14 protein-coding genes are annotated in these 12,535 nt (G+C 67.2%); 7 read left to right on the forward strand and 7 right to left on the reverse strand.

Translation table 11 applies throughout. The annotated features are described in order from the left end of the window. Positions 1-268 precede the first annotated feature (268 nt). Positions 269-2,389 carry a DUF7159 family protein gene (locus tag MNAB215_RS06010; protein ID WP_077077888.1) on the forward strand — a complete coding sequence of 707 codons (2,121 nt, stop codon included), beginning with the start codon at positions 269-271 and terminating at the stop codon, positions 2,387-2,389. Here the strand turns inward: MNAB215_RS06010 and MNAB215_RS06020 are convergent, their stop codons facing one another. Then, positions 2,390-3,619: an amidohydrolase family protein gene (locus MNAB215_RS06020; RefSeq protein ID WP_077077889.1), complete on the reverse strand. Its 1,230-nt coding sequence runs from the start codon at positions 3,617-3,619 to the stop codon at positions 2,390-2,392. A 75-nt stretch (positions 3,620-3,694) separates the two neighbouring features. Between MNAB215_RS06020 and MNAB215_RS06025 the strand changes: the two genes are divergently transcribed. Beyond that, a complete protein-coding gene (locus MNAB215_RS06025; protein ID WP_077077890.1) occupies positions 3,695-4,459 on the forward strand; it encodes an alpha/beta hydrolase family protein in 765 nt (254 codons plus the stop codon). Positions 4,460-4,461: 2 nt separating this feature from the next. Continuing rightward, a complete protein-coding gene (locus tag MNAB215_RS06030; RefSeq protein WP_077077891.1) occupies positions 4,462-5,232 on the forward strand; it encodes a hypothetical protein in 771 nt (256 codons plus the stop codon). 5 nt (positions 5,233-5,237) lie between these two features. Here MNAB215_RS06030 and MNAB215_RS06035 read toward each other — a convergent pair whose 3' ends face one another. Together MNAB215_RS06035 and MNAB215_RS06040 are read right to left on the reverse strand one after the other, a co-directional pair. Continuing rightward, positions 5,238-5,909 carry a GAP family protein gene (locus tag MNAB215_RS06035; protein ID WP_077078457.1) on the reverse strand — a complete coding sequence of 224 codons (672 nt, stop codon included), beginning with the start codon at positions 5,907-5,909 and terminating at the stop codon, positions 5,238-5,240. Positions 5,910-5,967: 58 nt separating this feature from the next. Further along, positions 5,968-6,273 carry a hypothetical protein gene (locus MNAB215_RS06040; RefSeq protein ID WP_077077892.1) on the reverse strand — a complete coding sequence of 102 codons (306 nt, stop codon included), beginning with the start codon at positions 6,271-6,273 and terminating at the stop codon, positions 5,968-5,970. A 116-nt stretch (positions 6,274-6,389) separates the two neighbouring features. Here MNAB215_RS06040 and MNAB215_RS06045 point away from each other — a divergent pair, with 116 nt between their 5' ends. The 3 genes from MNAB215_RS06045 (at position 6,390) to MNAB215_RS06055 (ending at position 8,479) form a co-directional block, all read left to right on the forward strand. Then, positions 6,390-6,614 (forward strand): hypothetical protein, encoded by a 225-nt coding sequence (locus MNAB215_RS06045; RefSeq protein ID WP_077077893.1) that lies wholly within the window; start codon positions 6,390-6,392, stop codon positions 6,612-6,614. Between the two features lie 82 nt (positions 6,615-6,696). Beyond that, positions 6,697-6,921 carry a hypothetical protein gene (locus MNAB215_RS06050; RefSeq protein WP_077077894.1) on the forward strand — a complete coding sequence of 75 codons (225 nt, stop codon included), beginning with the start codon at positions 6,697-6,699 and terminating at the stop codon, positions 6,919-6,921. A 31-nt stretch (positions 6,922-6,952) separates the two neighbouring features. Then, complete coding sequence (locus tag MNAB215_RS06055; RefSeq protein WP_077077895.1) at positions 6,953-8,479, forward strand: glycosyltransferase family 39 protein; 1,527 nt, start codon at positions 6,953-6,955, stop codon at positions 8,477-8,479. Here MNAB215_RS06055 and MNAB215_RS06060 read toward each other — a convergent pair whose 3' ends face one another. The 3 genes from MNAB215_RS06060 to MNAB215_RS06070 form a co-directional block, all read right to left on the reverse strand. Beyond that, entirely contained in the window at positions 8,480-9,313 is an 834-nt protein-coding gene (locus tag MNAB215_RS06060) for a glycoside hydrolase family 16 protein (protein ID WP_077077896.1), read from the reverse strand. Positions 9,314-9,439: 126 nt separating this feature from the next. Beyond that, entirely contained in the window at positions 9,440-10,294 is an 855-nt protein-coding gene (locus tag MNAB215_RS06065) for a glycoside hydrolase family 16 protein (RefSeq protein WP_108637537.1), read from the reverse strand. Continuing rightward, on the reverse strand, positions 10,275-10,694 hold the full coding sequence (locus MNAB215_RS06070) for a MarR family winged helix-turn-helix transcriptional regulator (RefSeq protein ID WP_077078458.1): 420 nt from the start codon (positions 10,692-10,694) through the stop codon (positions 10,275-10,277). The genes MNAB215_RS06065 and MNAB215_RS06070 overlap by 20 nt, the downstream gene beginning before the upstream one ends. Before the next feature lie 118 nt (positions 10,695-10,812). Here MNAB215_RS06070 and MNAB215_RS29395 point away from each other — a divergent pair, with 118 nt between their 5' ends. Further along, positions 10,813-11,460, forward strand: coding sequence for a hypothetical protein (locus MNAB215_RS29395; protein ID WP_077077898.1), 648 nt, complete (start codon positions 10,813-10,815; stop codon positions 11,458-11,460). Between the two features lie 4 nt (positions 11,461-11,464). Here MNAB215_RS29395 and MNAB215_RS06080 read toward each other — a convergent pair whose 3' ends face one another. Further along, positions 11,465-12,490 (reverse strand): NADP-dependent oxidoreductase, encoded by a 1,026-nt coding sequence (locus MNAB215_RS06080; RefSeq protein ID WP_077078459.1) that lies wholly within the window; start codon positions 12,488-12,490, stop codon positions 11,465-11,467. Between the last annotated feature and the right edge of the window lie 45 nt (positions 12,491-12,535).

Below are 12,535 nucleotides of genomic sequence, written 5' to 3' on the forward strand. Positions count from 1 at the left end.
TCCTTTTATTCGCGCTCAGATACCTCTTCAATCGACACCGCGTAGCTGTACCGAGGTCGTTTGTCGACGACCGACACAATTTTTAGCGATCGAGGTGCTACCGCACGCCACGCCGCACCGCGTCGTTTCCAAACAGTGACGTCACGACGGTGTTACAAGGCTCCGATTGGGTTGCTCCATAACGTTTACATAACGTCGACAGGCCTCCAGCACAGCTTCGCCAGTGACGATCAGTTAGCGGTTCGCTTGCCTGTGGGAGGCGTGAGTAATGGATATCGTGCTCGGAGTTTCGATGGCGCCGGCCTCTGTTCAGATGGTCTTGCTGCAAGGCGAAAACGCCGACGGCGCAACGGTGGACGAGAGCGAGTTCGCCGTCATGGCTTCTGATGACTCTCCCACGGTCAGCGCGTCCGATCGCGTTGTCGCCGCGATCCTGGATACCCGCGACGATGCGGTCGGCGCCGGCCTTGAGCTCTCCTCCGTCGGGGTGGCGTGCACCGACCAGCTCGAAGCCGCGGCATTGCGCGACGCCCTGGCCGCCCACAAGGTGGAGAACGTCATGCTGGTCTCGGCGTTCCTGGCCGCGGCCGCTCTGACTCAATCTGTCGGCGGGGCAATGGGTTACGAACGGACTGCGGTGCTCTTCGTCGAGCCCGAGACCGCGACGTTAGCGATTGTCGAGACGTCCGACGGTTCCCTCACCGATATCCACGAAGAACGCCTGGACAGCACGTCTGGAACCTCATCGAGCGCAGAGCTGATGGCGATGGTCGCCGGGCTCGACGAGCTGGCTACGCGACCCGGTGGCCTGCTAGTGATCGGCTCGGGTGTCGATATCACGGCGATCAAGCCGAATCTGCAAGAGGCGACATCGCTTACCGTCAGCGCGCCCGAAGAACCGGAGACGGCGCTGGCCCGCGGGGCGGCCCTGGCGTCGGCGAATGTGCTCGCATCGTCGACTGCCGTGCTGGCCTACGCACAAGATCCCGGCACCGGTGCACTCGACGTGTCCGCCCTCCCCGAATATCTCAGCATCACTGACGACGATCCAGACGAAGGCCTCGCCTACAGTGCTGTGCCGGACGACGAGGCAAGTGCCCCCACCGTCGTCATCGACCCTTCGGGTGACAGCGGGCCGCGTCGTCGGCCGGGGCTGTTGGTCGGAACCGCGTTGGCGGTGGCCGCCATCAGCGCGGCACTCGCGCTGGAGATAGCGCTGTCACTGGGGATTCGCTCGACGGTGGGTCTGCTGCCCGCCCCGATCCACGACCTCATCGCTCCGGTCCAGGAGGCGCTCGTCCCCGTGCCCGGTCCGGTGGGGGCGATGAAGGTGGCCGCGCCCGGGCCGGTCAGCCCCCCCGCGGGCGCCCCGCCGGCGGCGGCCCCGGTGCATGCGGCCTCGCCGCCCCTCCCCGCGGCTCCGATCCCTGCGGCGCCAGTCCCCGCGGCACCGGTCGTGCCGGTGCCCGTTCCCCTGCCCGCCGCTCCGATTCCCGTTCCGGCAGCACCTGTTCCGGCCGCCCCGGTTCCGGTAGTGGTGCTTCCGCCGATCGCTCCGGCTCCTGTGCCGCCCGTTCACCTGCCCGAACCTCCGGCCAGCCCGCCGGTGGTCCAACCCCCGCCGCACGCATCCCCACCGGCCGAACCGCCGCCGGTTCACGTGCCACCGCCACATGCGCCGCCGCCCTATCAAAACCCTCCGGGGCAAGGGCCAGGGCCGAATCCTGGAGGCAGGCCCGGAGGCCCCTCGGGCAGCCCCGGGGACGGCGGTCCGGCCAGTGGGCCGGGTCCCGTGCATGGGAATCCCGGCGGCGGTGGACCCCACGGCGGCGGCCCGCTCAGTGGGCCCGGTTCGGGGCACGGCACTCCCACCGGGCCTCCCGAGGGTGGTATGCCTCCTGGCGGTAGCGAGCCCCACACCGGCGGGCTGCCCCCTGGCGGGAGCGAGCCCCACACCGGCGGGCTGCCCCCTGGGGGTAGCGAGCCCCACACCGGCGGATTGCCACCTGGCGGTGGAAGCGAATCTCCGGGTGGCAGTGGGCCATTCGGCGCCGAGCCGCACAGCGGTGGCGGTTCGGCGGGCGGGGGCGGCAGTTCGGGCGGCGCGGAGACCGGCGGTGGCTCAATAGGCGGCGGCTCGGTAGGCGGCGGCAGCGAGAGTGGTGGCGGCACCAGCAGTTCGAGCGGCGGCGCCGAAACTGGCGGCGGTTCAAGCAGTTCGGGCGGCGCGGACACCGGCGGCTCCAGCAGTTCCGCCGGGGGCGCGGACACCGGCGGCTCCAGCAGCTCCGGCAGCAGCGACAGCGGCGGCTCGAGCAGCAGTAGTTCCGGCGGTGCCGACAGCGGCGGCTCCAGCAGCAGCAGTTCCGGCGGTGCCGACAGCGGCTAGCTACGGCGGCAGCAGCACCGGGCGCTCGCGCCGGAATGTCGTGCGCCCTGCCTTGAGGCCCCACAGTGGCTGCGCAAGTTCGCCGATCGCGGCGGCGGGATCGGTCGCGTCGAGCAGCACGAGATCCGCGGGCGCTCCCTCCGTAATCCCATACCCCGCAACGCCCATCTGCCGCGCCGCGCGATCGGTGATCATCGCCATGCACTCGCCCAGTGCCGCCTCGCCCGCCGCGTGGCAGACGTTGGCGTACAGATTCGCCATGCGGATCAGCGACGCGTCGCCGTACGGCGTGAACGGGTTGAGCACGTTGTTGGTGGAGATCGCGCAGTTGACGCCGTGGGCCAGTAGCGGCGCCGCGTGCACCACTCCGCGCGGCTTGGCATGGGTAGGCGCTCGGCCCATCAGGTAGAGATCGGTCGCCGGCAGGATTGTAACGCCCACGCCAGCGTTCGCGAGACGCCTTGCCAGCAAATCGAATTCGTCAGGCGGCAGCAACGATGCTTGCGTCACATGCCCAATGGTCACGCGTCCGCCCCAGCCGAATTCCTCGCTCTTGCGGCAGACGTACTCGGCCTGCATGTCGTGCGTCGTCTCGGCGAGGTCGAGATGCATGTCGATGTCGACATCGAAATCCCTTGCTATCTCGAATATTCGGTCGATCTGGCCGCGAGGATCGCTGTCGGCATAGGGCGCGGCTCCGATCACCTCCGCGCCCTCGCGTAGCGCCTGCACCAGAAGCGCATCCGTGCCGGGATTATTGATGAGTCCTTCCTGCGGAAACACGCAGAGCCGCAGATCGATCGCCCACGCATAGGCGCGCGCCAGTTCCTGCACGCCGAAGAATCCCTGCAACCCGATGGTCGGATCGACCTCGACGTGCGTGCGCATGAGCATCACCCCGTGGCCGATGCTCTTCTCGAGGGTGCGACTGCCGCGGGCGAAAACGTCCTCGGCCGTGAAACCGCGCTTGGCTCGGGCGGTCTCTCGGATGGCCTCCTGCACCGTGCCATCGCTGATCGCGACACGATCGAGGATGCAGGTTTTGTCGAGATGGACATGAGTCTCGACGAGGCCCGGCACCACCAGGCCGCCATCGGCCTCGACGACGGGTGCGTCGGTTGCCAGCGACGGCGCGATCGCCGCGATTCGCTTGTCCGCGATGCCGATATCGGCGGTGCGCAGGCCGTCGGCAGTGCCGAAGCGGGCCCGGCGCACGATCAGGTCGAGCATCGCTCGTCGGCCATTTCCGCCTCCTTGGGCCTCAATACCTTACGCACATCGTTTGCGGCAGGTTAGATCTTCATCATGGCCGAACGTGTCACGTTCCAGAGCTCCACGGGGCCGAGCCTGGCCGGCATCATCGAGCTGCCGCAACAGGCGGCGCGCGGTTGGGGCGTGTTCGCGCATGGCTTCACGCTCGGCAAGGACTGCCCGGCCGCGTCCCGGATCTGCAAACAGCTCGCCGACGACGGCATCGGCATGCTGCGCTTCGACGCGCTGGGCCTCGGCGGATCGGAGGGAGGCTGGGGCGACGGGTCGTTCACCGTCAAGGTCGACGACATCATCAGGGCATGCGAATTCATGGCCGCGCGTGGGACGCCGGCCGGCATCCTGATCGGGCACTCGTGGGGCGGCGCGGCCGTCATCGCCGCGGCAATGCAGGCGCCGGGCGTGCGGTCGGTCGTGACGGTCGCGGCGCCGTTTGATCCCAGTCACGTCGAAAAGCATTACGACGCAGTGGTTGAACGCGTGCTCTCCGAGGGCACCGCCGAGTGGATGGTGGGTGGACGCAAGCTAACCCTAAAGCGAGCGTTCGTCGAGGACGTGCGCGCCGCCCATCTGCATCACAAAATCAAAAGCCTGCGGCTGCCGCTGCTGATATTGCACTCGCCCACCGACAACACGGTCGGCATCGAGAACGCCAGCGAGATCTTCCGCCTGGCCCGCCACCCGCGCAGCTTCGTCTCGCTCGAGGGCTCCGATCATCTGCTCACCGCGCGCGGCCAGGCGCACCGGGCGGGCCGAATCATCGGCGCCTGGGCCGACGCGTACCTCGGCGATCCAAGTTAGCGATGGACCCGAAGGACTTCCACAGGCGGTGGCGACAGAATGCCGAGAGCCGGCGCGTGCCATCCGGCGTTCTCGCCGAAATCGCCCGGCGGCACGGCATCACCGCGCAGAGCTTCGCAGTCCTTGAGCAATTAACCGAGATCTACGACCCGGACGGCAAGTCCTTCTTCCTTCTCCCCCGCGGCTGCAGCGGGGGAGAGGCGCGCACGGCCACGCTGCTGACCTATGTCCTCAACGCCGGCACCGACTACGACAAGGCAGGCGAGCGACCCGCGGACTTCGCCGAGACGCCGTACAGCGCCGACGAGGTGCAGCGAATTATCGACCGGCAGCAGGCCAACGCGTGGAGCTACGACCAGGACGTCGCGTTCGTCGACGGCAACGGCGGCCGCCTTGTCGCGACACCGAACGGCATGCTGATGGGCCTCGGCGGCAACTGGATTCAGCGGCAGTTCAGCCAGCAGGGCGGCACGGCCTGGGGTGACATCTTCATGGTCAACATCGACGGCGCGGGCGATCCCGCACGGTGGCTGCGCGAGATCGTCGAGTCGGGACACTCCTGGTTCACCGACCGCACCGGCAGGCCGTTTGAAAGCAACCTCGCGCTGGACCGGGTGCTCCATCACGAGGAACTCCACTCCCAGCAGTGGGCCGCTAAGGGCCATGCTCGCATGATCACGGCCTACATTTGGGAAGTGCTGCGCGACATAGTGTTTCGCAAGACGAACCGGCTCGAAGAGGCCGCCGGACTGTCCGACGGCGGCTACCGGTGAGTGCGCTATAAGGCGCGAATTCCGTTGTGAAGCACCATCAAACCGATCAGTATCAGTATTCCCGCCAGCAGCGCGGCGTTGTTCTTCTCCATCCACTCTTTGAGGCGTTCCAGGAAGTTGTCGAGGCGATGACCCGCGGCGGCGTAGGCCAGGATGGGAACTGCGACCGTCGACGCGGAAAGGGCAACGTAGAACAGCCCCGCCCAGACCTCACCGACGTCATCGAGTTCGCCGGTACCGATGGCCAATCCGGCGGCCAGGCTGAGGGCCAGCACCTCGACCCGAACCACCGTCAGCACCAATCCGGTGATCGCCGCTCGTCTGGGGCTGATGGTGTCGAACGACCGCATCCACTTCGGCGACTCGGTATGGCGATGCCGGGTCAGCCACCGGTAGATGCCGAATAGGATCAGCGCGGAACCCAGGACCACGCGCAGCCAGGACGCCCACGTCGGTGGCGACTTGTGCATGCCGCCCAGCGCGCCGGAACCCGCGACGAAGAGCGCGGTCTGCGCGGCCAGTCCGAGCACCCAGCCACCGAGGAAAGCCAGCCCGGCAGGCCGTGGCCGCGGGGCATGCAAAACCAGTACGGCCGGGATGATCGTCAGTGGTGAAACGGCGTTAACGAGCGCCAGCGGAATGAGCGTGGTCAACAACGAGCTCCAGCTTCCTGCCACGGGCAGAATCCTCTCATTCACACCACGCTCGTGCTACTGAATGGCCCGGGCCGACCGGCTAGCGTGTTCGGCGCAGCGTCCAGGCCGGCACCCAGTGGGTGACGGTTCGTCGCTTGGATCCGTAGACGACCGGGTAGGTCACCAACCCCCACCAATCGCCCTGCTCGCAGATGCCCCAGCAACTCAGCCGTCCCTCGACGACCTTGTGCAGCTGTAGACCGTTCGGCTGATACCGGCCCGAGCGGTGCGGCTGGCGCGGAAACAGAACCGTCAGGTCGACCAGGACGGTGATCGGCGGATGGACCACCCGAAACGGGTTTCGGGCCGGCTGGCCGTTGTACCCGATCGACGCGAGCGAACCCATCGATCGATCATACGTTCGAATGAACTGTTGGTGGAGTCCTCTCCTTGATCTACCCGGCGTGCCCTGCCGGTCGATATAGTTCGCCTCGAAACCGCCAGATAGCCAAAGGAATCCGCATGAGGGTCATCGCTGCCGGCTTGCTGGCATGCGGCGCGCTGCTGACCGCCCCGGCGGGTGTGGCCAGCGCCGACGAAATCCAGGTCAACGGCGGCTATTCGACGTTGTCCGCCTGCTCGGCCGACGGCCCGTACGCCGAGGTTGCCCACAACAACCAGCTGTGGACCCATTGGGACTGCCGCCAGCGCGGCGACGGACTGTATTACCTGTATCTGACCAACTAGGAGTCCGCTCATTCACCAGGCGGCGGCCGGGTCCGGTCGATATAGTTCGCCTCGAAACCGACGGACACTAAAGGGGGTCGAGATGATCAGACTTTTCGCTGCCGGCTTGGTGGCATTCGGCGGGCTGATGACGACTGGAGTTGGCGTGGCCAGCGCCGACGTCGAGGTCGATGGCAATTACTCGAGCGAAGCCGGTTGCATGGCCGACGGCCCGCACGTCGAGCTCACCTACAACGACCACCTGTACAACCACTTCGACTGCCGGTTCGGTCCCGACGGGTTCTGGCACGTTTGGCTGAGCCCCTAGCCTTGCGCCCGCCTCTGGCAACATAGCGGGCGTGTTCAGCGAGTCACGGCCGCACCCTGGTGCGGCGCCCTGGCGTGACCCGCTGATCGTCGGAGTCCTGGCCGCGGCAATGAGTCTGGGTGGCGCGGCCCGCCCGTCGTTCTGGTACGACGAGGCCGCGACCATCTCGGCCGCATACAGCCGTTCCCTGCCCCAGTTGTGGCACATGCTGGGCAACGTCGATGCCGTGCACGGCCTGTACTACCTGCTCATGCACGGCTGGTTTCACATCGTCCCGCCCACCGAGTTCTGGTCCCGTGTGCCAAGTGGTTTGGCGGTTGGCGGCGCCGCAGCCGGGGTCGTCGTGCTGGGCAGGCAGTTCTCGTCCCGCACCGTCGCGCTGGCCGCCGGAGTCATCTGCGCGATCTTGCCGCGGTCGACATGGGCCGGTGTCGAGGCCCGCCCCTATGCCGTCTCGATGATGGCCGCGGCGTGGCTGACCATCCTGCTGGTGTACACGGCACGGCGTGAAAGCCGTTGGCTCTGGCTGGGTTACGGCATCGGGCTGGCGGCGTCGATTCTGCTGGACATCTACCTCGCGCTGCTGTTGCTGGCCCACGCCGTCTTCATCGCCACCTGGCGGCGCACTCGACGGGTCGTCGTCCGGTTCGCCGTCACGTCGGTCCTGACGGTCTGTGCGTTGGCGCCGTTCGTGATCGAGGCCGTCGGGCAGACTGGACAGCTCAAATGGATCGCACCGATCGGGCACCGAACGATCGAGGACGTGGTGGTTCAGCAATACTTCGAACGAAGCCCGCCGTTCGCGGTGCTGGCGGCGTTGGTCGTCGCGACGGCTATCGTCTTGTGGCTCCGCACATCCGGCCAGCCCGCAGCGCAAGACCGCCAGCTGTTGACGCTGGCCGTGGCCTGGTTGGTGCTACCGACCGCCCTGATCGTCGGATGGTCGGCGTTCGCTCATCCGATCTACACGCCGCGCTACTTGGCTTTCACCGCCCCGGCGATGGCCCTGATCCTGGGCGTCTGTGTAGGCGGCGTGGCCGCCAAACCCTGGGTGGCCACCGCGATCGTCGGCCTGTTCACCGTCGCCGCGGCACCGAATTATATTCGGGCGCAACGCAATCCATATGCCAAATATGGGATGGACTACAGTCAGGTGGCCGACCTGATCACCGCGAAGGCAGCACCGGGCGACTGCTTACTGGTCAACGACACGGTGACGTTCATGCCGGCCCCGATGCGCCCGCTGCTGGCAGCGCGCCCGGACGCGTACCGGAAGCTGATCGACCTCACCCTGTGGCAGCGGGCCACCGATCGCAACGAGGTTTTCGACACCAACCTCATACCCGAAGTTGTTGCCGCGCCGTTGAGTCACTGCGGTGTCGTCTGGATAATCACCCAGGCCGACGCGTCACTGCCCGCTCATGAGCAGGGTTCGGCGTTGCTGCCGGGCCCGGTCTACGGACCGACACCGGCCTTCGCGGTGCCACACGACCTGGGCTTCCGGCTCGTCGAGCGCTGGCAGTTCAACCTGGTTCAGGTGATCAAGGCGCAGCGGTAGCTACCAGATGCGGATGTAGTCCACGAGCATGGACGCCGGGAAGACACCCGCGGCGGGATCACCGGCGCCCACCCCGCCGACGGCGAGGGTGAACATCGGCGTCATCCAGTACCCGGGATTGTTGAACGGCCAACGCATGTCCTCCGGGGGGTTGCCGGCGACGTGAATGGGTTTGTTGGGAACCTTGAAGTACTCGGAGCCGTCGCGCGAGAAGGCGAATCCCTTTTCGCCCCAAAACATCCGCCAGGTGTGCCAGTCACCGTCGACCAGGCCAGGGATCGATTTGCCTTCCCAGGTCTTCCCGTTGGATGCCGCGTGGACCGTGGTACCGGGGGCCCATTCGCCGTTGCCGTACCACTCGAAAATGTCGACCTCGCCGTCCGGCAGCGGGTCCTCGTTGACGCCCCAGAACGACGGCCACAGGCCGGGGAACAAGCAGTCGAGCTTGATCTTGGCTTCCCAGGTCTGGTTGATCATGCTGCGGAAGTTACCGCGCAGCTTGCCGGTGTAATAAGCGTTGCCCAGGAAATCGTGCGTGGCGCGGAGGACGAGGTTGGAGTGGCCGTCCTGGAACACGTTTTGGCGGTCGTCGCGATAGATCCCCTCGACCGGTGGATAGACGTCGTCCTGCCAGGTCTGGATCGTCCACTTGCGCGGGTCGGGAGGCGAGCCGGCGGGACCGTCGAATTCGTCAGAAAAGATGTAGCCCCCGCCGCCGGCCGACGGCGGCGCCTCCGGCGATGCCGGGCGCGCCGCGGCTTCCGGGAGAGGCATCGACGCGGCCGCCGCCAACATGCCTAACCCTGTCGTCAACAACATGCTGCGACGATCCATATCCACGTACCACCCATCGCTAAAACCCCGGGATGTCCGACTCGGCACGATCCCCCTCGGCCAACTCTCGCAAACGTGGTTATACAACCATGCGCCGCGATGGGCCGCATCCTGCACCCGTGGGCCTCAAAACACCCGCACCCAGTCGACCAGCATTTCCGCCGGGTAGGAGCCGGTGGCGGGGTCGCCGCCGCCCGAGCCGCCCACCGCCAGATTCAAGATGGGAAACAGGGTGTAGCCGACGTCGTTGAAGGGCCACATGCGGACCGGGTCGTTGAGGTCGTCGATGCCGGTCGCCGGGACGCTGAAGTACGGTGACGCGCCGTCCACGAAGTCTTCCCAGAAGTAGATGCCGCTGGGGTTCCACGTCACGCGCCAGGTGTGCCACCCGCCGTCCACGGCGATCGGATGCGTCTTGAATGCCGTGCCGGCCGGGTTGGCGTGCACCGTGGTACCGGCCGGCCAGTCCCCGTTGCCGTACCACTCCATCAGGTCGACCTCGCCGCTGCGGCCGGGGTCGTCGTTGGACAGCCACCAGGCCGGCCAGCAACCACCGGTGAGGCAGTTGAGTTTGATGCGGGCTTCCCAGGTGGTCCCGATCGCGCCCCGCCACGTGCCACTCACCAGGCCGCCGAAGTAACCGTTGGCGTCGCGGGTCGCGCGCAGCACGAGATTGGATTTGCCGTCCACGAACACGTTTTGGCGGCTGTCTCGGTACTGCCCGAAATACTGCGGCCGGTCAAAACCCGCGGGGTTATTGATCGGTGTCCGGTTGCTCGACACCACCCACTTCGATGGATCAGGGGCCGAGCCGGCCGGACCGTCGAACTCGTCGTGAAACAGATAGGACCCGCTCGCCGTCGCGGGCGCCGCGTCGGCATCCGGCATCGAGACCACCGCCGCGAGCGCACCGAACCCCGCCATCATCATCATCCGGCGACGGTCCATCTGAGCCCTTCTGTTACGGGGTTCCCGCAGCATAAAGCAGTTGTTTGAGCTGGCTTTGCTGTTCAGCGGTGAGCCGCGTCAAAATTTGCTGTTCGGCTCGCAGGACGGCGGCGTCAGCGCGCTTCAGCAGCGCCTTGCCACGCCGGGTGAGCTGGGCCGGCATCGCCCGGCCGGCCGGGGTCACCGGAGGGCGGCTCAGCGCGCCGCGGTCCTCGAGCGCGCGCAGCACCTGGTTGGCCGCCTGCGCCGAAACGTTGGTGCCGCGGGCGAGTTCGGCACTGGTGAGTCCGGGGCGCTCGGACAAGATCCGCATGCACACAAACTCAGGCAGACCGAGCCCGAGCGGCTTCAGTTCGGCCGCCACCGCGGGCCGCAACGACGTCATCACCCGGTACATCAGGAACCCCAGCGGCTCTTCGCGGCATGCGCTCATGCCACTCATGCTGGCATGTCCCGAATGGTTCACCGCAGGCAACCATCAATTTAATTGACATTGCCGCGCTCGGTGGTATCAAGGAACTTGATAGTCCGATGTGGAAAGGAAGACAAGGATGTCTGGTGGATTTTTTGGTGGCTCCGGCGGTCCCGGCTTCGGCGGCCCCGGTGGCCCAGGTGGCTTCGGCTTTGGCGGTCCCGGCGGTTTCGGTGTTGGCCCAGGCGGTTTCGGGGGCTTCGGCGGTGGCTGGGGCAAGCAAGGCGGGGGTCATGGCGGCGGCGGCGGCTTCGGCCCCGGCGGTGGCGGTCGCCCGCCGCTGAAGCGCGCGGCGTTCGTCACCGCGGCGTTGTTGCTCGATGGTCCGGCAGATGCCGCGCAGATCGTGCAACGGGTAACGGAGGCGACCGAGGGGGCGTTCACTCCGCCGCAGGACGTGGCAGAGCTTGCCATCGGACTGCTCGCGGGCCGCGGTGTGGTGTCCGTCGACAACGGCGTGGCGACACTGACCGAGTTCGGCCAGAACCTGCTCGCCTGGCGAGGCGTCAGCAGCGAAACCGCGCATGCGTTCCTGGGGCGCGCAGCCAAGTTCGGCGATGCCTTCAAGATTCGCAGGGAGATGTTCGAGTTCGCCGGGCTTGCCCGCACGATTACCTGGACCGGCACCGACGAGCAGAAGCAGCAGCTCGCCGAGGCCCGGACCAAGGTGTTGGAGGCCGTGCGCGAGGCCAAGAAGACGCTGCACCGCGTCCTCGCCGAGGACTAACGCCTCAGGGGGCCGAGGGTTCGCTGAGCTTGACCAACGTCTTGCCGATGTTGGCCCCGGTGAACAGCCCATTGAGGGCGTCGACGCACGACTCGATTCCGTCGAAAACGGTCTCGCGGTGCGCGAGGCGGCCCTCGGCCCCCCACTTGCGCAGCGCGGCGTGCGCCTCATCGAAGCGGCCCCATTGGTCGAGGGCGTTGAATCCCTGCATCCGCGCGGTCTTCGCCAACAGATTCACGTAGTTGGCCGGCCCCGGGTGCTCCCCGGTCAGGTAGCTCGAGATGACGCCGCAGAGCACTACTCTCGCGTTGGCGGCCAGCCGCCCCAGCACCGCGTTGAGGATCGGCCCGCCGACGTTGTCGAAGTAGACGTCGACCCGTTTCGGGCAATGCTGTTTCAGCGCGGCCGCCACGTCGTCGTTCTTGTAGTCGATGCACGCGTCGAACCCGAAGTCCTCGACCACCGCCCGGCACTTCTCCGGCCCGCCCGCTATGCCCACTACCCGGGCGCCGGCGATCTTGGCGATCTGTCCCGCTATCGATCCGGTGGCGCCCGCGGCCGCCGAGACGACCACCGTCTCGCCCGGCTGGGGCATGCCGACGTCGGTCATGCCGATGTAGGCGGTGGCCCCGGTTGGGCCGTACAGCGACATCACCGCCGGCTGGTCCGCCGCGTCCTCTTCCGAGACGGGCGTGCTGAACAAGTCGTCACGGACGATGGCGTACTCCTGGAAGCCGGTCAGCGTGGTGATCACGTCGCCGACGGCATAGGCGTCGCAGCGCGACGTGACCACCTCCCCGATGCCGGCCGCCCGGATGACCTCGCCGAGCTGCACCGGCGGAAGGTAGCTTGGCTGGTCGTCCAGCCAGGTCCGCACGGCGGCGTCGAGCCCCACGTAGGTGGTTCGGAGCAGCGCCTCGCCCTCGGCGGGCTCGGGTGCGGCGGCGGTGATCATCTCGGTGTCGTCGGGCTGAACCAGCCCGACGGGACGGCGGCGCAACACAATCTGGCGGTTCGGCAAGTCAGGCACGGTGCTGAAACTACCCATTGCGCGCGTTCCGGTGGGAGCATCTGT

The organism is Mycobacterium numidiamassiliense (genome assembly GCF_900157365.1).
Classification (GTDB): domain Bacteria; phylum Actinomycetota; class Actinomycetes; order Mycobacteriales; family Mycobacteriaceae; genus Mycobacterium; species Mycobacterium numidiamassiliense.